The 21,130-nt window shown below is 43.5% G+C and carries 14 protein-coding genes; 10 read left to right on the top strand and 4 right to left on the bottom strand.

Annotation, left to right across the window (positions count from 1 at the left end; translation table 11 throughout):
• Positions 1 to 71: 71 nt before the first annotated feature.
• The 4 genes from ACTXGH_RS10440 to ACTXGH_RS10425 all read right to left on the bottom strand — a co-directional run bounded on the left by ACTXGH_RS10440 (position 72) and on the right by ACTXGH_RS10425 (position 8,424).
• Positions 72 to 1,865 carry an efflux transporter outer membrane subunit gene (locus ACTXGH_RS10440; RefSeq protein WP_439296420.1) on the bottom strand — a complete coding sequence of 598 codons (1,794 nt, stop codon included), beginning with the start codon at positions 1,863 to 1,865 and terminating at the stop codon, positions 72 to 74.
• Entirely contained in the window at positions 1,862 to 5,086 is a 3,225-nt protein-coding gene (locus tag ACTXGH_RS10435) for an efflux RND transporter permease subunit (protein ID WP_439261244.1), read from the bottom strand. The genes ACTXGH_RS10440 and ACTXGH_RS10435 overlap by 4 nt, the downstream gene beginning before the upstream one ends.
• A gap of 35 nt (positions 5,087 to 5,121) precedes the next feature.
• Positions 5,122 to 6,519, bottom strand: coding sequence for an efflux RND transporter periplasmic adaptor subunit (locus ACTXGH_RS10430; RefSeq protein ID WP_439296419.1), 1,398 nt, complete (start codon positions 6,517 to 6,519; stop codon positions 5,122 to 5,124).
• A gap of 879 nt (positions 6,520 to 7,398) precedes the next feature.
• Positions 7,399 to 8,424, bottom strand: a complete 1,026-nt coding sequence (locus tag ACTXGH_RS10425) for a polyprenyl synthetase family protein (RefSeq protein WP_439261240.1) — start codon at positions 8,422 to 8,424, stop codon at positions 7,399 to 7,401.
• A 436-nt stretch (positions 8,425 to 8,860) separates the two neighbouring features.
• Here ACTXGH_RS10425 and rplU point away from each other — a divergent pair, with 436 nt between their 5' ends.
• The 10 genes from rplU to nuoH all read left to right on the top strand — a co-directional run bounded on the left by rplU (position 8,861) and on the right by nuoH (position 21,128).
• The gene (gene rplU / locus ACTXGH_RS10420; protein ID WP_439261238.1) at positions 8,861 to 9,172 is read left to right on the top strand and encodes a 50S ribosomal protein L21; all 312 of its coding nucleotides are present in this window, start codon (positions 8,861 to 8,863) and stop codon (positions 9,170 to 9,172) included.
• A 91-nt stretch (positions 9,173 to 9,263) separates the two neighbouring features.
• On the top strand, positions 9,264 to 9,521 hold the full coding sequence (gene rpmA / locus ACTXGH_RS10415; RefSeq protein WP_068034744.1) for a 50S ribosomal protein L27: 258 nt from the start codon (positions 9,264 to 9,266) through the stop codon (positions 9,519 to 9,521).
• Positions 9,522 to 10,012: 491 nt separating this feature from the next.
• Positions 10,013 to 10,705 carry an outer membrane lipoprotein chaperone LolA gene (gene lolA, locus ACTXGH_RS10410; protein WP_439296418.1) on the top strand — a complete coding sequence of 231 codons (693 nt, stop codon included), beginning with the start codon at positions 10,013 to 10,015 and terminating at the stop codon, positions 10,703 to 10,705.
• 872 nt (positions 10,706 to 11,577) lie between these two features.
• Positions 11,578 to 12,201, top strand: a complete 624-nt coding sequence (ndhC, locus tag ACTXGH_RS10405) for an NADH-quinone oxidoreductase subunit A (RefSeq protein WP_439296417.1) — start codon at positions 11,578 to 11,580, stop codon at positions 12,199 to 12,201.
• A gap of 70 nt (positions 12,202 to 12,271) precedes the next feature.
• The gene (locus ACTXGH_RS10400; RefSeq protein ID WP_299219093.1) at positions 12,272 to 12,940 is read left to right on the top strand and encodes a NuoB/complex I 20 kDa subunit family protein; all 669 of its coding nucleotides are present in this window, start codon (positions 12,272 to 12,274) and stop codon (positions 12,938 to 12,940) included.
• A 148-nt stretch (positions 12,941 to 13,088) separates the two neighbouring features.
• On the top strand, positions 13,089 to 14,864 hold the full coding sequence (gene nuoC / locus ACTXGH_RS10395) for an NADH-quinone oxidoreductase subunit C/D (RefSeq protein ID WP_439296416.1): 1,776 nt from the start codon (positions 13,089 to 13,091) through the stop codon (positions 14,862 to 14,864).
• Positions 14,865 to 15,004: 140 nt separating this feature from the next.
• Positions 15,005 to 15,514 (top strand): NADH-quinone oxidoreductase subunit NuoE, encoded by a 510-nt coding sequence (nuoE, locus tag ACTXGH_RS10390; RefSeq protein WP_299219096.1) that lies wholly within the window; start codon positions 15,005 to 15,007, stop codon positions 15,512 to 15,514.
• A complete protein-coding gene (gene nuoF / locus ACTXGH_RS10385) occupies positions 15,511 to 16,935 on the top strand; it encodes an NADH-quinone oxidoreductase subunit NuoF (RefSeq protein ID WP_439296415.1) in 1,425 nt (474 codons plus the stop codon). The genes nuoE and nuoF overlap by 4 nt, the downstream gene beginning before the upstream one ends.
• 10 nt (positions 16,936 to 16,945) lie before the next feature.
• Positions 16,946 to 20,083, top strand: coding sequence for an NADH-quinone oxidoreductase subunit NuoG (nuoG, locus tag ACTXGH_RS10380; RefSeq protein ID WP_439296414.1), 3,138 nt, complete (start codon positions 16,946 to 16,948; stop codon positions 20,081 to 20,083).
• Positions 20,084 to 20,135: 52 nt separating this feature from the next.
• Entirely contained in the window at positions 20,136 to 21,128 is a 993-nt protein-coding gene (gene nuoH / locus ACTXGH_RS10375) for an NADH-quinone oxidoreductase subunit NuoH (RefSeq protein ID WP_439296440.1), read from the top strand.
• The last annotated feature ends 2 nt before the right edge of the window (positions 21,129 to 21,130 follow it).

Below are 21,130 nucleotides of genomic sequence, written 5' to 3'. Positions count from 1 at the left end.
AAAGCAAAAAGCCCCACCAAGGCGGCAGGGCTAATTGTAGAGTAGCTATTCGCTTGATACCTTGTAATTGTTTAAGGTTCAATAATTTGTGTTACGGGTGCCTGATCGGTAGGGGTTTCTTGCGTCACGATACCGACTGCTGCCTCTTTTTTACCATCGTTATCGACATCGACAATAGCGGTAGGCTTAAAAGTAGAGGTCGCTGGCGTCTTAGCTTGTTTGATCTCTAGCGCTTCTTGTGGAGATGCCACGCGTGCTGACCCTGCAGCGTTGACAGCGTAAGCCGCTTTTGCTTTTGCACTATTGGCCGGTAAGTTAGCGACTTGAGCCAAGTTGGTATATTGCGGTACAGGAATGGCCGTCGGTATATCTAGGTTAGCACCGCCACCAAGCGCTTGGTATAGCTCAATTTGGCTAACGATTTTTTGTAGCTCTAAATCTAGGATACCTTGTTGAGTTGAGAACAGTGAACGCTGTGCATCAAGCACATCTAGATAGTTTGAAATACCTGCTTTAAAGCGGGCATCCGCTATCTGATAGGTTTGTTCAAAATTATCTTGTAAACGATACTGCGCCGCCAATTGCTCACCTAAAGTGGCACGTGTGGCAAGCACATCAGACACTTCACGAAAAGCTGTTTGAATAGATCTCTCGTAGCTTGCCAGTGTCTGCTCGCGCTCGATTTTAGCCACGTCGTAGTTGGCATCTAAGCGCCCTGCGTCAAATATAGGCACGCTAATATTGGGCCCAAAAGACCAACCAAAAGCACTATTATCGAACAAGTCGCTCAAACCATCACTACGCACACCAACGCTACTAGCGAGACTGATCGTTGGAAAATAAGCGGCCCGTGCTACCGCTATATTAGCACCAGCAGCTTTTAGGTTGTATTCTGCTTGTAGTACATCTGGACGATAACGTAGCAATTCGCTTGGCAGACCTGCACTAAATATTTCGTGAGTGGTAATGTTGCTGATCGCAGGCGATGGAATAAGCTCGCTTGGAATAGGAGTACCAACTAAGAACTGTAGGGCGTTACGTGAAGTCAAAATGCTGCTTTGTGCTCGTAAAACTGCAAGCTTGGCATTTTCAAGTGCGGCAGAAGATTGTAGTGAAGGCAGTTTGGGGTCAATACCTGCTTCAAAACGTTTATCAGCAATAAACAAGGATCGCTCACGGCTCTCTACCGTCGCTTCTGCCAATTTTAATTGAGCCAGACTATAACTTAGGTTGGCATAGCTTTGAGCAATATTACTTACTAGGCTGATCTGGGTAGCATCTTTGGCTGCCGCAGTTGCTAAGAAGTTTTGTAAGGCTTGATCTTTTAAGCTATCAATTCTTCCCCAAAAGTCCAACTCATAACTGGCCAAACCCAAATCGACATTGTAACTGTCACTGGTTTGATTGCCAAACTCACTACCTTGACGAGAGCGTGAATAACCCGCCTGACCATTAATCGTTGGTAGATCGTTGATGTCAGTAATACGGTACTGCGCACGCGCTTTTTCGATGGCCAAACGAGCACTTTCAAAGTCTTTATTGTTGTTAAGACCTAACGCAATGAGTCCTTTTAAACGCTCATCACTATAAAAGTTTTGCCAGCGCTGACTGGCAAGGCTTGGCTGCTCAGTACTACTAACCGTCTCACGATCAAACGCGCCATAGCTTTGCCCAACAGGAATGTTAGGCTCAGCGAGTACAGGGCGCGTATCAGCTTTTGGAATGGTATTACAAGCTGCCATACTGACCGCTAAAGCGGTTAGGCTTAAGAGACGAGCGCTATTTTTGCATGTTTGCGACAGCAGCGGTTGTGCAAAGCTCACTAACGCCGCTGATCTTAAGGTAAAGGTTTTTTGAACACTCATTGTGTATTATCTCCAAGACTTGCAGGCTGATATTCCTCAGAAGAAGTAGGTTTTTGTAGATCAGGTGTATCATCGCCGCCGTCATTTGGCCCATTATTCTTATATTTATACGGGAACAAACTACGCACCCAAATATAGAACATAGGAATAAAGAAGATACCTAAGAATGTCGCAGTAATAACCCCGCCAACCACACTAGTACCAATGGCGTTTTGGCTACCAGAACCAGGACCTGTAGCGATGAATAATGGCACAACCCCTAACCCAAAGGCAAGCGAGGTCATGATAATCGGACGCAGACGTTGTCTTGCTGCCGTCATGACGGCCTCTCTTAGACTATAGCCTTCTTCTTGGTGTTCTTTGGCAAACTCAATAATCAAGATGGCGTTTTTGGCTGATAGACCAACCACGGTTAATAGGCCGACTTGTAAGTAAATATCGTTGTTAAAGCCGCGTAGCCACGTAAATATTACCGCTCCTAATACCCCAAGAGGAATGACAAGTAGTACAGAGAAGGGGATAGACCAGCTTTCATACAAAGCAGCCAAACATAAGAATACTACTAAGATTGAAAGGGCATATAGCATTGGCGCTTGAGCACCTGACTTTTGCTCCTCAAGTGACATACCCGTCCATTCGTAACCGACACCGTCAGGCAGTTTTTCCATCATAGCTTCCATTGAGCTCATCGCTTCACCGGTACTAAGACCAGGCGCGGCGCTACCTTGGATGTTCATAGATGGCAAGCTGTTGTAGCGCGTCAGACGCGGTGAGCCGGATTGCCATTCGCTGCTAGAGAACGCATCGAAAGAAATCATATCACCTATGTCGTTGCGCACATACCATTTACCGATATCATCAGGGTTGGTACGGCTGCTAGGCTCACCTTGAACAAAGACGCGTTTGATACGACCGCGGTCGACGAAGTCATTGATGTAGCTTGAGCCCCAAGCGGTAGAGATAACGCTGTTGATACTACCCATTGATAAACCATAGGCAGCTGCTTGTTCTTGATTGATATTTACTTTTAGCTGCGGTGCATCTTCTTGACCGTTAGGACGCACACCTGCGACTTGATCGTTCTGTGCGGCCATACCGAGCAGCATGTTTCGTGCTTCAAGTAAGCCCTCGTGTCCAAGGTTACCAGTATCTTGAATCATCAAATCAAAACCACTGGCATTACCAAGTTCGGTAATCGCTGGCGGTACGATCGCAAATACCTGTGCTTCGTTTAATTGAGTGAAGAAGTACCCCATCGCGCGATCTGCGACTGCTTGTGCGGTATTTTCTTCTCCAGAACGGTTCTCCCAGTCTGATAAACGCACAAAGGCCAGTCCCATATTCTGTCCTTGACCAGCAAAACTAAAGCCTGCGATGGTAAAGACAGAGGCAATATTATCGCCCTCTTGGGTATCATAATAGTTACTGACTTTATCGAGTACATCTTGCGTTTCATCCAGTGTCGAACCAGCTGGTAGCTGAACCAAGGTAAACATAATACCTTGGTCTTCTTCTGGTAAGAATGAGCCTGGAATGCGTAAGAATACAACAGCCATGATACCGATGATGGCGGCATAACCTATTAGGTAAAGCCATTTAAAACGGAAGCTCTTACCAACTGAGGTTTCATATTTGCGGCTAAGCTTAAAGAAACCACGGTTAAACCAACCAAAAAAGCCTTTTTTCTCTTCAGTATTGCCTTTTTCATGACTTTTACCACGCTTTAGTAGCGTCACGCATAGCGCTGGAGTGAAGATAAGCGCAACTAGGGCAGAAAATACCATAGCAGTAATTAAGGTAATCGAGAACTGTCGATAAATTACCCCTGTTGAACCGCCAAAGAAGGCCATAGGAACAAACACTGCTGACAAGATAATGGCAATACCAATAACAATCTTACTGATTTCGCCCATAGATTGAACGGTGGCATCTTTAATAGAAATATCAGGATCTTCTTCCAAAATACGTTCAACGTTCTCCACGACGACGATCGCATCATCGACCAAAAGACCAATGGACAGTACCATTGCAAACATTGTGAGAACGTTAATACTAAAGCCTGCGACATACAATACTGCAAAGGTACCCAGTAGAACGACAGGAACGGCAAGGGTAGGAATAATAGTAGCACGCCAGTTCTGTAAGAAAATAAACATGACGATGAATACTAGTACAATCGCTTCGATAAGCGTATGAACGACCTGCTCGATAGATAAACGGACAAACGGTGTGGTGTCATAAGGTACAACTGAGGTGAGACCTGCTGGAAAATTGGCCTCTAACTCTGCCATACGGGCGCTGACAGCTTCGCGAGTCTCTAACGCATTAGCACCACCCGCTAATGAGATACCTAAACCAGCTGCTTCTTGACCGTTATATAGCGAGATAACACTATAGTTTTCACTACCAATTTCAACATCTGCGACATCACCCAAACGCACTTGTGCGCCTGAAGTATCGGTTTTTAACAAAATATCTTTAAATTCTTTGGGGGTTTGCAGATAGCTCTGTACAGTCACAGTTGCATTGATGACCTGTTGATCAGTATCGGCAGGTGCTTGACCTAATTGACCTGCAGAGACTTGTGCGTTTTGCGCTCGCACTGCATTGACCACATCAGATGGCACCATGTTGTAGCTACGTAAGCGTGCAGGGTCTAGCCAGATACGCATGGCATAAGCAGAACCAAACACCTGTACTTCACCAACCCCTTCGACACGGCTTAGTTGGTCAACGACGTTTGAGTTGATATAGTCGGCGATATCCGAACGATCCATACCCCCATCTTCAGAGATAAAACCCTGTACCATTAAGAAGCTGCTAGAAGATTTGTTAACGTTGACGCCCTGACGCTGTACCGATTCAGGTAATGAGCTCATTGCCGCTTGTAGTTTGTTTTGTACCTGTACCTGAGCGGTATCAGGGTCTGTACCGTTTTCAAACGTCAGCGTAACAGAGGCACCACCATTTGAGGAGCTCGATGACGACATATACATCAGGCCGTCAAGCCCTTTCATGCGTTGCTCAATGATCTGTACGACTGAGTCTTCAACGGTTTGCGCATTCGCACCAGGATAGCTTGCACTCACCGATATAGTTGGCGGTGCAATACGTGGATACTGTTCAATCGGTAGGTTGATGACCGATATCACCCCGATGAGCATGACCAAAATAGCCAGCACCCATGCAAAAATAGGGCGATTAATAAAAAAACGTGACATAGTATATCCCTAAGTCTTCCTATCTTTGAATGGAATTAGTTAGCAGCGGCTTCTGTTGATTTTTCGTTAGAAGTATCATTATCAGATGGTTTCTCATCCATCGTTTTTGCCGCTTGCTGTGGGGTTTGAGCGTTAGCAGTGTCTTGAGCTGAAGGGGCTGAATTGGCACTCTCTAATGGCTTGACCACTACTTCTTGCTCAGGCTTGACTTTCGAGCCGCCAATCACAACCACTTTATCACCCGCTTTTAGACCATCAGTGACAACCCATTGTCCATCGTAAGTACCATTAATAGTGACTGGACGTACTTGGATTTTGTTATCTTTATCAGCGATATAGACCTGCGTATCACCTTTAGGCGTACGCATGACCGCGCTTTGTGGTACCAGTGCTGCATTAGTAATGACACTTTGGGTTAGACGTGCTGTCACATACATACCTGGTAGCAAAATATTATTGCTATTTGGGAAGATAGCTCGCAAAGTAACTGCACCTGTCGATTCATCAACTTTTGCTTCAGATAGTGCAAGCTTGCCGCGCACTGGATAGACTGACCCATCTTCTAGTACCAGCTCAACCGAGTTCATTCCTGGCTGTACTTTGCCTTCAGATATTTGTTGACGTAGCTTCAAAAGCTCAGAAGATGACTGACTGATGTCAACATAGATAGGGTCTAGACGTGAAATGGTTACCAACGGATCTGGTTGTCCTGCACTGACCAGCGTACCAGCGGTGACGCTAGAGCGATCAGTACGACCAGTCAATGGCGCACGTACAATGGTGCGATTAAGATCTAAGGTGCTGGCTTCTAGTCCAGCTTTTGCCGTTTGGATGCCAGCTTTGGCGCTTTCTATACCAGCTTGGGTCTGTCCAACCGCTGCCGCGGCGCTTTGTACGGCAGCTTGTGCTGTACGCACTTGCGTTTGTGCCTGCTCATATTGCTGCTTAGAGATGGCATCTATATCGACCAATCCTTGTAGACGTTGTAGGTCGTTTTGAGCCTGAGCAAGTGATGCTTGACGGCTTGCTAGTTCAGCTTTAGCATTGGCATTGTTGGCCAATGATGTCTGATAGTTGGCTTGTGCTTGCTGTACCGCTGCTTGTCCACTAGTGACAGAAGAGGCATAGTTGTCAGTGTTTATACGATAAAGCGGTTGACCTTTTTTGACGTTACCGCCTTCACGGAATAGTACTTCGTCAATGACACCATTCACCTGTGGACGGACGTCGGCGGTTTGGTAAGCTGTGGTACGTCCAGAAAAAGTCTGTACTTGAGGTACGGTGTCGAAAGTGACAGTCTGGACGTTGACGACGGCTGGCGGCATCTGCTGCTGTGCGGCGGCATCTGCTGAGTCCTCGTTTTTGTCACAGCCAACCAGTACAGCTCCAGATAGTACAGATGCTATTACAAGCGCTAGAGTAGAGTGCTTCATCAATGTCCTCGTCAATAATATAGGTACGGTATAGATAAAATTTTAATAGTGCATCGTAACGTCACACGAATGTAGATGCTACGACTAGTAACTGTTTCTTTGAGCCATCATAATGACTAATATAGAGTAAATGTATAATGTAAACCTTACCGCATAAAAAGCTGAACCGACTTATATTCTATGTGGTCATACATGATTTATATCTTATAAATTAAATCATAAAAACATGCAGGCGAGGTTTTAGCACTAAGAACAACCAAACAATAAAAGTTGGTAAGTAAATTTAGTGCCGTATTATAAACTATAGGGTATACCCTACAGTCAAGCTAATAAAAACAGATCTTTTGCAAAGGAAAGCTATACTTCTTCTTATGAGCTGTACAAACGTTGAAGAGACAAGCATCACAAGAGATAAGACCTATTAAAACACAGCATTATTGATAGCGTGACATAGTGTTGCTTTTTTGTTATAGAAGTTATTTTTACATACATATATGAGATTTTGATTAAAAGATATGATGTAGGCAGTAAAAATGTAGTTTTAGCAACACATAAAACGATTTTTAACCTTAAAAGATACATGAAGCATTCATAGAAGGTTATTGATTGAGCATCGTCAAATTATCAAAACAATCTTTACATGATTATAATACTGCAAATATTTATGAAACTTAAAGAAAGGTAACGATGCCGATAACCTGTTATTTTTAAAAAGGTTAATTTTAGCTTGTTAGTTTCGAATGCAATAGTCGTTAAAAAACTCTATTTAAATAGCGTCCAAATCGCTACTTAGGTAGAGTTTGGACGGTTCAACTACTAAATAGTACTTAGAAATAGAGTTGCCTTTGTCAGTTGATAGTACAGATGACACAGAACTAACTATAGCAATCGCGCGCTGGCAAGCTCTGTGAGTTGATACAAGCCATGACGATAACGGTTGTCAGGTAGCGTGTTTAGTGCCTGCTGCGCCAAGGCTGTCTCTTCTAGCGCGCGTTTTTTACAGTAGTCTAACGCGCCTGAACTACGAACCAATTCTATGAGCTGTTCTGCATTTGGCGTTTTGCCTGTCTGTACGGCAATACGCAGTTGCTCATAACCTTCTGTATCGCTGTCTTTGAGTAGTTCAAGCGCTTTGATTGTGGGTAGAGTTGGCTTACCTTCTGCCAAATCATCACCAAGGTTTTTGCCCATCACTTCACTATCACCACTATAGTCGAGCACATCATCGATAATCTGAAACGCATTACCAAAGTGTTGTCCAAAGTCTGCTAATGCAGATAAATACTGCGTTTGCTCTTGCAGAATAGCGGCACCTTGAGTTGCCATCATGAATAGCCGTGATGTTTTGCCGTCTATGATATTAAGGTAGTCGGCTTCAGTAGCAGTAGGGTTGTGTTGATGCTGGAGCTGTAAAACCTCCCCCTCAGCAATATCACAGGTACCATCCGAAAATAGCTGCAATAACGGTAAACTCTGAAAACTTACTAGTAAATTAAAGGCACGGGCAATGAGATAATCTCCAACCAAAACGGCTGTCGCATTGTCCCATGTGGCATTGGCTGTCGGTTTGCCTCGGCGCTGTCCTGACTCATCAATCACATCGTCATGTACCAAAGTTGCCGTATGCAGCATCTCAGTAATGGCTGCCAAATGCATCGCTTCGCGTGATGGCTCGTCATTAAGCATACGCGCACATAATAGGGTAATTAATGGACGCATACGTTTGCCACCTGCATTGATCACATGCTGGGAGACGCTCATAACAAGCTGTACTTTTGAATTAAGACTGCCAAACACCTGTTTATCCATGATCTCAAAGTCATCAACAACGATACTTTGAATATCGGCATAACTTGGGGCAGATAAAGAGGTGGTTAAGGTGTTCGATAAAGAGGTGGTCGTCATAGTAAATAGTCATATTAATAGAAGATAGAAAAAATCGTTTGATAGCCGTCTCTTATAACACTATCAGCATGCTTATAGTAACATAGCTACATTATCAAATCGGTAGTTAAAGTAAAGCGGGTGTTAATAATGCATTGTAAGTTACTGATTGTATAAGTTATAATAGTGGTACTTAAGCTTAAACTAATCGTTGGCATAATTGCTAATACGGTTTATTTTGTAAAATTTTTGCTTACATAAATTGGTCAGCTCATTGTCAAAATACACAGTACCAAGACATTGAGTAAATATCACCAACTTTCAAAAACAAGATAGGTGGCTTGCTTTTATGAGCAAAAAGCCGTAAAATCTTGCCTTTAATTTTTCCCTGTCGTGTTCGTCGTCGAAGCGTTGGTATGATATCAGCCACGGCACACGGGTTAAACGGAGTCAGACAATGTACGCAGTAATCAAAAGTGGTGGTAAACAGCATCGTGTAGTCGTCGATGAGCTTTTAAGAGTTGAATTGTTAAAAGCAGAAAAAGGCGAGACGATTAGGTTTGAAGACGTGTTGATGGTTGTAGATGGTGATAACGTCAAAATTGGTCAGCCTGTTGTAGATGGTGCAAGCGTAGAAGTTGAAGTGGTTGAGCACGGTCGCGGTGATAAAATCCGTATCATCAAGCACAACCGTCGTAAGCATTATCATAAAGAGCAAGGTCACCGCCAATGGTACACCTTGTTAAAAATCAAAGCGATTAACGCGTAGTTATCAGTTTAGCTATTGATGCTAAATAGCGTACTAACTGCTTAAGATGTATCGCAATAGCGATAAATTATATTAACAAGGAGATTTTCTCATGGCACATAAAAAAGCTGCCGGTTCGAGCCGTAACGGTCGTGATTCAAACCCAAAAATGCTCGGCGTAAAAATCTTTGGTGGCCAAGCTATTACTGCTGGTAACATCATTGTACGTCAACGTGGTACAGAGTTCCACGCAGGCGAAGGCGTTGGTATGGGTCGTGACCATACTTTATTTGCACTAAATGACGGTGTAGTAAAGTTTGCGACTAAAGGTAAATTTAACCGTCGCTATGTAATGGTTGAAGGCGAGTAATTATCGTTTTAAAGCATAAGCTACTTTATTATTTGTAAATAATGTAGTTTGTTACATATAAAAGCTCCTATTACTGATTGGTAATAGGAGCTTTTTTTGTGCTTACTTTTATTTTTAATTAACAGAATAAAGTAGTGAAAGGGTAGAGTAGTGTAACTACTGCCGTTACAAGCGCGTATGGCAGGCGTAGTATTGATTGCAATTGAAGACTAGGCGTGTAATAAAAAAACTGGCACACTGTGCTCATTGGTTATTAGTACTATTTTGTTGAGAGTTGAAGCGATATTAAACAAACAAGCAGCTGATAACTGACGGTTAGATCACTACTAAATATTGTTATAATTATATAGTTGTATACTTACGATATTCATAGGCTTATTGCGATAACTCACACTGCACATGATCTTGTGCAATAGATGAACACAACAAAAACGCGATGATCTAACTTTTATATTCATTGATATTTTATTTTTACTACGAGAGGAAAAATCATGACTTTATCTACTAAAGTAAAATCTACTACAGTAAAACAAAAAATGATGAGCGGCGCACTGACTGGTGTATTAATGACCACGTTGGGTGTTGCAGCGCCAATGATGGCATTGACCCAATCTGCGACAGCGGCCCCTGCTGACAATTTGGTCGCAGCCAAACGTTTAAACAAGCTGTTAACCAATACTAAAAGCATGACTGCCAACTTTACTCAAACGACTAAAGGCGCAACCAATGGCACGTTTAAAGGTTCAATGAGTGTTCAACGTCCAAATAACTTTCGCTGGGAAACCAAGTCACCATCAGAACAGTTGATTGTTGCAAATGGCAACTCAATGTGGATCTATGATAAAGACTTGGAGCAAGCAACCAAACAAGGCGTAGATAGTCAAGTAGGCAATACGCCAGCATTGTTGTTATCAGGTGATCCAAGTAAAATTGATAAAAATTTTAAAGTGACCCAACCGTACGAAAACAAAAATTACTACGTGTTATATCCTAAAACCGGTGATGCTAGCTTTAAAAATCTATCTGTAAGCTTTAGTGGCGGTAAACCGGTCATGATGGTATTAAATGATACACTTGGACAAACCACATCAATTAAGTTTAATGACATCAAGCTTAACCCAAGTGTCAGCAGCAGTCAGTTTAAATTTACGCCGCCAAAAGGGGTAGATGTCATCAACCAATAATCAATTGATGCAAGACGATAGTATTGATTGATTTATAATTTTATTATTGACAAAGAGGTAGTCCATTACTTGGATCTACCTCTTTTTTATTGACTAAAAACCCTATAGCAACACCACGCATAGCAATGTTTATTTAAAGTAGCACTATGGGCAGTTTGCAATTGGATGTATTTGGTTTACAATACTCGCAGTCTTGCCACGCATGTCAAATACTCTGCTGTATAGTGCTATTATATTTAGATAGATCAGTTATGATTCTTGATTCTTGACTACATTGTTCAGGATTTTTTCCACTAATATTGGACTGTCAATCAAACGATCTGTCCTGCTATAGTTTTAGTAGTGGATAGCACATTTTGTTTTATAAAATACATATTTTGTAGCATATAAAATGACTACATAATACTGTTAAAAACTGGCTTTTAATGGGTGATATGCGTATAGTGAGCAAACAGTTTATGCCAGTTGTCATACCATTGTTGATTACGCGTAATGAGTTATTAAATCAATTAAATGTCTAAATATGATATTGATTTAATAAATTTATCTTGCGTCCTTATTAGATGGATTTGATGACCAGCCTTTATCTAGATATGCTACAGTTTTTGTCTGATAGCATAGCTAAAGACTATCAGTGTCTCTGTTCTGAGTGTCAACATCGAAGATCAGTAGATTGCTTTACTGTTTTTAGTACTTAGATAAATTTACGGTTGGTATCGTCTTATACCGTCGTCAATAATTTTGATAATTGGTTGTTACCAGCACAGTCTTTGTGTTTTCGTCTGCGTCAGGTAATGCTATGCTATTATTCTTTGTAGAACAATGGTTTGCGTTATTTATGACACTAGATTGGGTGAGGAGCACGTATTATCATGTCTGCTTTTAATTGGTCAGCAGTCGCCTTTATTCTAGCCGCTATAGGACTAGTCGTTTTTATGCTGGTCGTGCCGCGTTTACTTGGCGGTCGCTCTCAGGGTTTACAAAAAGAAGAAGTGTTTGAAGCGGGCGTTGTCGGATCTGGCAATGCCCGTATTCGTTTGTCTGCCCAATTCTATTTGGTGGCTATCTTCTTTGTTATCTTTGATTTAGAAGCATTGTATTTGTATGCTTATGCGGTCTCAGTTCGTGAAGCCAGTTGGCTTGGGTTTGCGGCGGCGGCTGTGTTTATTGGTATTTTAATCATCGGTTTGGTATACGAGCTGAGTTTGGGTGCGATGAATTGGGCACCTGCCGATAAACGCCGTAAAAAAGAGCGTCTTTACGCTGCACCAGCAGGCTTTAATCTGGCTGATATTACCAAGTTCAATGGTACTCATGAGCTGATGGTAGACCCTACTGGTAAAATACCTGCGCAATCTTCGGGACAAGTCAATGTTTCAAACAACATTGAAACCAATCGTCGCCATCTACAAAGCATAGACCATATCAATACTACAGGTAATATTACGTCTGTAGATTTTGCAGCAGCTGCTCAGCAAGAGAAAAATAAACGTTAACTATTTTGTTTATAGCAATAGTGATGGTAAGTTGATTAGCCAGCTTTGCTTAATATAAAGGTTGTATGTTATGAAATACACATTAACAAAAGCCAACCCTGATGCAGATACCTATCCTGCACAGTCTCGCCAAACGGTCAATGACCCTATCGAAGATGAAGTCAATAAAAATGTCTTTATGGGTCGCCTAGAAGATCTGGTTCATTCAACAGCAAACTGGGGGCGCAAGCACTCACTGTGGCCATTTAACTTTGGTACTTCTTGCTGTTATGTCGAATATGCAACAACACTTACTGCGGTTCATGATCTATCACGCTTCGGTGCAGAGGTTATTCGTGCCTCGCCTCGACAAGCAGATGTGATGATCGTTGCAGGTACTTGTTTTATTAAGATGGCGCCCGTCATTCAACGTCTCTACGAACAAATGCTTGAACCAAAATGGGTTATCTCAATGGGGGCATGTGCCAACTCTGGCGGTATGTATGATATCTACTCAGTAGTACAAGGTGTCGATAAAATTATTCCTGTTGATGTTTATGTTCCAGGTTGCCCGCCGCGTCCAGAGGCATTGATTCAAGGTCTTATGCTATTGCAAGAGTCTATTACTCATGAGCGGCGTCCGCTAGGGGTTCACGTTAATGATCAGGGTATCTATCAGCCACAAATGACCCCTGAACGCGACCGTAAACAAGCAGATCGTATCGCTGTAAAAAACTTGCGTAGTCCAGATAGTATTTAGTACTGCTTATATTTGGCCAGACTTTATAGTATGTATTGGTTTGGTCAGTCGTAAATAACTCGTAAAAATGCGAAGTGCGCATACGCTTATCATAGTTTGATTATGATTAACATCGTTTAGTTATGATTAATGAAGGAATGTATCATTCATGGTCACGGTAGTCGAAAACAAAGATTCTAAGATAAAGTCTGTACCTGCAGTTATTAGAGAACTGGGGCACAATTATGCAGGTAAGTTTGTCGTGCAGCAGACTGTTGATGATATTCCAACGGTTTGGGTGGCGCGTGCCGATTTGCTTGATGTACTTTTATTCTTACGTAAATTACCAAAGCCCTATGTCATGTTATTTGACTTATCAGCGATAGATGAGCGTCTGCGTCAGCATCGGGCCGGATTACCTGATAGTGACTTTACCGTATTTTATCATCTCATGTCGCTTGAACGTAATAGTGATGTACGTATTAAGGTTGCTCTGAGCGAAGAGGATTTAAGTTTACCGAGCGCCACTAATATCTGGCCAAATGCCAACTGGTATGAGCGCGAAGTGTGGGATATGTTTGGCATCGTTTTTAGTGGTCATCCACATCTGACTCGTATCTTGTTGCCTAAATATTGGGAAGGCCATCCACTGCGCAAAGAGTACCATGCACGTGCGACCGAATTTACGCCGTACTTCTTGAACACTGCCAAACAGCAGTATGAACAAGAAAACCTACGTTTTGTGCCAGAGGAATGGGGCATGAAACGCTCAGGGCGTGATGAAGACTTTATGTTCCTAAATATCGGTCCCAATCATCCCTCTGCTCACGGTGCATTCAGACTTGTATTGCAGCTTGATGGTGAAGAGGTGGTCGATTGTATTCCTGATATCGGTTATCACCATCGTGGCGCTGAAAAGATGGCAGAGCGCCAAACATGGCACTCATTTATCCCTTACACCGATCGTATTGATTATCTTGGTGGGGTGATGAATGAGTTACCGTACATCATGTCGGTCGAAAAGCTTGCGGGTATTACTGTACCAGATCGGGCGCAGACCATTCGCGTGATGATGAGTGAGTTTTTCCGCATTACTAATAACCTGCTATTTGTCGGTACTTTTATTCAGGATGCAGGTGGTATGACCCCTGTGTTTTATATGTTTACCGATCGCCAAAAAGCGTATGACGTTATCGAGGCTGTGACGGGTTATCGTATGCACCCAGCGTGGTTCCGTATTGGAGGTACAGCTGCTGATCTACCGCGCGGCTGGCAACGTCTGGTTCGTGAGTTTTTAGATTGGATGCCAAAGCGTCTGGATGAATATGTCAAAGCAGCCCTACAAAACAGTGTGCTAAAAGGACGAACCCAAGGCGTTGCGCAGTATAATGCCAAGCAAGCATTAGCTTGGGGCGTTACTGGAGCTGGTCTACGTGCGACGGGTGTGGATTTTGATTTGCGTAAAGCGCGTCCTTATATGGGTTATGAAAACTTTGATTTTGAAGTACCTATTGGTTACAACGGCGATGCTTATGACCGTTGTATGATCAAAGTCGAAGAGATGCGTCAGTCGTTACGCATTATTCGACAATGTATGGATCATATGCCGCAAGGCCCTTACAAGGCTGACCATCCACTAGCCGTACCACCGCCAAAAGATCGTACATTGAATGACATTGAAACACTGATTAACCACTTTATATCCGTATCTTGGGGTCCTGTAATGCCAGCGGGCGAGTGTACAACGATAGTGGAGGCCACCAAAGGTCTGAACAGTTATTACATAACGTCTGACAAAGCCACAATGAGCTATCGAACCCGTATTCGTACCCCAACATTTGCACATTTGCAGCAAATGCCTTCTGTGATTAACGGCTCATTGGTATCTGATGCCATTATGTATCTGGCATCAATTGATATTGTGATGGCAGACTGTGATCGATAAAACATTGAAAAAGATAAGTTAATCAATGCGTTATTGCTAAGCGGTATGCCAAGTTTGGTAACGTCTTAAAATAACGCCAATCGCAATAAAATATCCTTGTAGTGTGGTAAAGCGTGATGATTGAGGAAAGATAGAAGACTATGAAAATTGTTTCCGACAAAATGCCAAAAGTAGATGTGGCCAGCATCCTCACTACCGAGGAGATTGCAGCGATACATGAATTTATGCACCATTACCCACATGCTCGCGCAGCCTCATTAGATGCATTAAAGATCGTACAAAAACGCAACGGCTGGGTAGATGACGCGCAAGTAAATGCAATCGCCAATATTCTAGACATACCAGTGACAGACATGGACGGGGTTGCCACTTTCTTTAATCGTATTTATCGTCAGCCTGTTGGTCGCCATGTCATCTTAATTTGTGATTCTGTTGCCTGCTACTTGACTGGCTATGAAGCATTATCAGCTGAGCTTAGATTACAGCTTGGTATCGAATATGGTCAGACGACACCTGATGGCCGTTTTACTTTACTACCAATTTGCTGTTTGGGTAATTGCGATAAAGGGCCAGCTGTACTGATTGATGAAGACACTTATGGTCCTATTCAGCCCTCCGAGGTCGCACAGTTATTGGAGCTATACGCATGAGATTAACACTGTCAGAGCAGATCGCTCGCCGTCGTCAAGGTCAAGCACCAAGCCAGCTTAATGATCAGCGTGTGCCAATTTATGGTGACAAAGCTACAGCCAATAGCAAAACCAAGCCATTAACATGGCGCTTAGCTTATCACGATGCTGTATTAGATTTGACGACGTATCAGTCTTTAGAAGGCTTTACTGGCCTAAAACAAGCTTTAAATAAAGCCCCTAAAGCTGTTGAAGATATGATTAAGGCGGCCAATGTTAGAGGCCGCGGCGGTGCAGGTTTTAATGCTGGCCTAAAATGGTCATTTATGTCACCGCCAGATGGTTTGCCGCGTTATCTTATCTGTAATGCTGATGAGATGGAGCCAGGTACCTTCAAAGACCGCTTGTTAATGGAACGTCTGCCATTTCAGCTTATCGAAGGCATGCTTATCACTGCGCACGCTATTGGCGCAACCGATGGCTATATCTTTATCCGCGGTGAGTATATTTTGGCAGCTGAGCGTTTGGTTGCGGCCATCGAAGAGTGTTTGGCTAACAACCTAATGGGCGACAACATCTTAGGCTCAGATTTTAGTTTTCATTTACATGTGCACACAGGCGCTGGACGCTATATATGCGGTGAAGAAACCGCGCTTATCAATTGCTTAGAAGGCCGCCGAGCCAATCCACGTACCAAGCCGCCTTTTCCGCAAATCTCTGGCGCGTGGGGTAGACCAACAGTGGTCAATAACGTCGAGACGTTGAGTAATATGCCAGCTATTTTAAACCATGGCGTAGACTGGTATCAGTCGTTGTCTGAAATTAAAGGCAAAAGTAAAACCCCTGGTACAAAAATATTTGGCTGCTCAGGCTTGGTCAACGATCCAGGCTTATGGGAGCTACCATTTGGGTATACCGCTCGTGAGATTATCGAAGATTTGGCTGGTGGTATGATCGAGAGTAAAAAGCTAAAAGCTTGGTTACCAGGTGGGGCATCGACTGACTTTTTAACGGCTGATCACTTAGATGTGGTAGTAGATTTTGACACCATTCAAGAAGCCGGTAGCCGCATGGGTACTGGACTGATTATGGTGGTCGATGAAGCACAAGATATGGTGCCACTGCTGCGTAACCTTGAGATTTTCTTTCAGCGCGAATCTTGCGGCTGGTGTACGCCATGTCGTGATGGCCTGCCATGGGGCGTTAAGCTACTCACCGCTATCAACGATGGTGAAGGGCAAGTGGGCGATGTGGAAAAACTAGAGGGCTTAACACGTGACTTATGGATTGGTAAAACTTTCTGTGCCCATGCGCCAGGTGCGATGGAACCACTGATGAGTGCGATTAAATATTTCCGACCTGAGTTTGATCAAAAAATCGCACAGGCGGTTGGTGTAGATGTTATTGAAGCAGCAGCTCATCAACAGCCAGTAGTGAAATAAGGAGAACGGCATGGCAGTCATACATATTGATGGGACCACTGTCGAAGTAGATAGCAGCGACAACTTGCTACAAGCCTGCTTGTCACTCGGCATTGATGTGCCATACTTTTGTTATCATCCAGCCTTAGGTTCAGTGGGCTCGTGTCGTCAGTGCGCCGTCAAGCAGTATCAGAATAAAGAAGATATGGAAGCGGGTAAAGGTCGTCTTGTGATGTCGTGTATGGTTGCGCCAGACGATGATATGTACATTTCAGTCACCGATGATGAAGCCAAAGCGTTTCGTAAGTCGATGATTGAGCTACTGATGACCAACCATCCGCACGACTGTCCAACTTGTGAAGAAGGTGGCCATTGTCACTTGCAAGATATGACTTATATGTCAGGTCATAACAGTCGTCGCTACCGCTTTACCAAACGCACGCACCATAATCAAGAGCTTGGGCCGTTTATTGCGCATGAAATGAACCGCTGTATCGCTTGCTATCGCTGCGTACGTTTCTATAAAGACTACGCTGGTGGCGAGGATTTGGGTGTTTATGGTTCAAATAACCGCGTTTATTTTGGCCGTGATAAAGATGGCCAATTTGAAAGTGAGTTTTCAGGTAACTTAACCGAAGTTTGTCCCACTGGTGTATTTACCGATAAAACCCATTCTGAGCGCTACAACCGTAAATGGGATATGCAGTATGCGCCTAGTATCTGTCACGGCTGCTCGGCTGGCTGTAACATCTCACCAGGTGAGCGCTATGGGGAGCTACGCCGTATTGAAAACCGCTATAACGGTGAAGTAAACCGTTACTTCTTATGTGATCGTGGTCGTTTTGGTTATGGCTATGTCAACCGTGCTGATCGTCCTACCCAAGCGCTCGAGCGTATCAATGATAAACACGTCAAAATCAATATTGACTATGCCTTAGACGAAACTATCAAGCGTATTAAAGACAAAAAGGTCATTGGTATTGGCTCGCCACGTGCCAGCTTAGAGACCAACTTTGCGCTAAAAAACCTAGTAGGTTTCGATAACTTCTCGACGGGTCTCAATCATCAACAACAAGCGCTGGTTAATAAATGTATCGAAGTACTCAGTACTGAAGGTATCTACAACCCGAGTCTGACGGATGTTGAAAGTCATGACGCAGTATTGGTTTTGGGTGAAGATATCACGCAAACCTCATCGCGCGTCGCATTATCAGTACGTCAAGCTGCAAAAAACGAAGGCCTAAAAATGGCCGCCACACTGAAAACACAGGCTTGGCTTGCTGAACCGGTTAAGCGTATTGCACAAGATGCGCTAAGTCCAGTCTATGTGATTGATGTGACCCAGACCAAGCTTGAAGACATCAGTAAAGCTAGTGTGGTCGCAACGCCAGAAGATATTATCAAGCTCGGCTTTAAAGTGGCTAATGAGATTGCTAATTTTGCAGATGATTTAAAACAAATTCAAGATCCACAAGCGACTGAACAACAAGATACAGATGTCAGTGCTGATACTGACGGTATGCAGGCACTGGCTCAGCAGATCGCCTATGATTTGATTCAAGCAGAAAAGCCACTAGTCGTCTCAGGTAGCAGCTTATCATCGACTGCGCTGATAGAAGCAGCGGCACAGATTACTCAGGTACTCACGCAAAAACGAGTGGCTATCAAAGCAACCGAGCAACAACAAGTTGAAGCACATAACGCTAAGGTTACCGCCGCTCAGGCACAGGCAGCGGACGATCAGCCTGAAGAAGATAAAGAGCTCAAAGCCAAACCAGAAAAACCGAATACTGGTACTGATAAAGACGCACAAGATGATATTAAGCGTGAGCCTGCCGACAGCGATGAGCTAAGAGAAAATAGTCTTGAGCTAAAAGAGACAAATGACAGTTATCATGCACAAGCCGGTATTTATTTAGCGGTTCCAGACGCTAATAGTATGGGTGTTTGCCTACTTGGTGGTCAATCTACAGAAGAAATATTGGCCACTGATTTTGATGTTGTTATCGTTGCCGAAAATCAGCTGACTGATGCGATCGATGCCAACAAACTAACACAGTTGCTCGCTGACAAGACAGTCATTGCTTTAGATCATCAGCTGCTTGACTGGCACAAAGATGTCGATATTGTATTGCCAGCGGCAAGCTTTGCTGAAGCGGATGGTACTTTGGTGTCAAGCGAGGGCCGTGCTCAGCGCTTTTTCCAAGTTTACGATAACAACTACTACCATCCGATGAGCAGTATTAAAGAAGGCTGGCGCTGGTTGCATGCGGTCCATAGCAGCTTGGAAGGTCGAGATGTTGACTGGACACAGCTAGATGATGTAATTAACGCCCTAGTAGCGACTCATCCTAAGCTTGCTGGTATTAAGGACGCAGCTCCTAATGCTGATTATCGTATCACAGGTCTTAAGATTGCTCGTCAGCCGCGTCGTTACTCTGGTCGCACCGCAATGCGTGCGCCAATATCTGTGCATGAACCAATGCAGCCAAAAGACTGGGATACCAGCTTAACTTTTTCGATGGAAGGCTATAGTGGCAAACAAACCCCAAGCTCGATGATTCCTTTTGCTCATGCGCCAGGTTGGAATTCTCCACAAGCATGGAACAAGTATCAAGATAAAGTTGGCGGTCATCTCAAAAACGGTGACCCAGGCGTACGTTTGTTCGATACGACAGAGCGTCTCTCAAAACGTCAATATATCGCACCAGAAACAAGTTCGATCACAACGACAGACATAGCGCAAGGTCAAGCCAAATTAGTACCTATTTATAATATCTACGCCAGCTCAATAATGGCATCACGCAGTCCAATCGTTGCAGAGCAATTACCTGTAGCAGCGTGGCATATCAGTGTTGACGATGCCAAAGACTGGAATATCGCGACTGGTGATTACCTAGCTATTGAGATCAATAAGCAACAAATTATCTTGCCCGTTCAGCTTGTTGGTTATTTAGCAGAAGGCTGTATCGGCTATCCAGTTGGACAAGTAAACATCATTCATCCATCAATGCCAGCTTCGGTACAAAAAGTAGATGCACCAGTAACGATGGTAGGCGATATGGCTGATGACCGTTCTTTGACTCATACTAGTGAAGCTTATAATGGTCTTGATGATAATCGCTCAACCCAAACAACGATAGCTCCGACCACTACACAGGAGATGTAATATGCAAGTGACCCGTATTATTCCTGATGTACCAACATTTTTGGCTGACAGCATGACCTTTGACACTTGGTCTATCCTGTTTTTGGTCGGGCAGTCTTTGATGATTTTTTTGGTCGTCGTTTTGGTAGCCGCGATTATGATTGTCTACGAGCGTCGTATGTTAGCACTATGGCAAGATCGTTATGGTCCTAATCGTGTTGGGCCTTTTGGTTCTTTGCAGCTGGTCGCCGATATGCTCAAAATCTTCTTTAAAGAAGATTGGATACCAAAATTTACCGATAAGTTTATGTTTACCTTGGCGCCTGCAGTAGCTATGTTCACTGCGTTGGCCTCATTTGCCATTATCCCTGTTTCGCCAATGCTTGGTGTTGCTGATTGGGATATTGGCATTCTGTTTTTCTTTGCCATGGCAGGTATAGCTGTCTACGCGGTTATGTTTGGCGGTTGGGCTTCTGCAAACAAGTTCTCACTACTTGGTGGCCTGCGTTCAGCAGCACAAACAATTAGCTATGAGGTGTTTTTAGGCTTGTCATTAATGGGTGTGGTTGCACTGACAGGCTCTTTTAATTTGCGCGAAATCGTTGAGTCACAAATTGATGGCTGGTATATCATTCCGCAGTTTTTTGGTTTTTTAACCTTTGTGGTCGCTGGTGTTGCAGTGACGCATAGACATCCATTTGATCAGCCAGAAGCAGAGCAAGAGCTTGCCGAAGGTTATCATGTCGAATACTCAGGTATGAAATTTGGCATGTTCTTTATTGGTGAGTATGTCAATGTGGTACTCATCTCTGCGCTGATGACTTGCTTGTTCTTTGGGGGCTGGCTTGCACCCTTTAATTTAGATATTCCATTTATCCCGCCAGCTTTTTGGTTCATGATAAAAACGCTATTTTTTATGACCATGTTTGTTTTGGCTCGAGGCTCACTCATGCGTCCGCGTTATGATCAGGTGATGAATTTTGGTTGGAAAGTCTGTCTGCCAGTTACTTTGATCAATCTACTGATTACTGCTGCTGTTATATTGATGTTTTCTCCAGCACTGTAGTT

The organism is Psychrobacter sp. 1Y10 (genome assembly GCF_052259005.1).
Classification (GTDB): Bacteria; Pseudomonadota; Gammaproteobacteria; order Pseudomonadales; family Moraxellaceae; genus Psychrobacter; species Psychrobacter saeujeotis.
This window is presented reverse-complemented; position numbering and strand designations above follow the sequence as displayed.